The sequence below is a fragment of the Flavobacterium sp. NRK1 genome (genome assembly GCF_024054175.1).
GTDB lineage: Bacteria > Bacteroidota > Bacteroidia > Flavobacteriales > Flavobacteriaceae > Flavobacterium.
Genome location: NZ_JAMXLA010000019.1, coordinates 1 through 247, shown reverse-complemented (window position 1 = coordinate 247; position 247 = coordinate 1). Strand labels below are relative to the sequence as shown.

The 247-nt window shown below is 49.8% G+C and carries 1 protein-coding gene; it reads left to right on the top strand.

What is annotated here, in order from left to right; genetic code table 11:
* Positions 1 to 247, top strand: a 247-nt coding sequence (locus NHE85_RS16690; RefSeq protein ID WP_252813343.1) for a SprB repeat-containing protein, incomplete at both ends; no start/stop codon positions are given.

The window sequence follows — 247 nt, the reverse complement described above, 5'->3', positions numbered from 1 at the left end:
TGCTAACTCATGTACAGCTACACAATCGGTTACTATTACTGAGCCTACAGCTATTACAGCTTCTATAGCTTCACAGACCAATGTAGCATGCAACGGCGGATCAAACGGGTCAGCTACCGTAACTGCTTCAGGGGGTACAGGGACACTTGCCTATTCATGGGCACCTTCAGGGGGCACTGCTGCTACAGCTACAGGGCTTAGCGCAGGTACTTATACGGTGACTATCGAAGATGCTAACGGATGTACG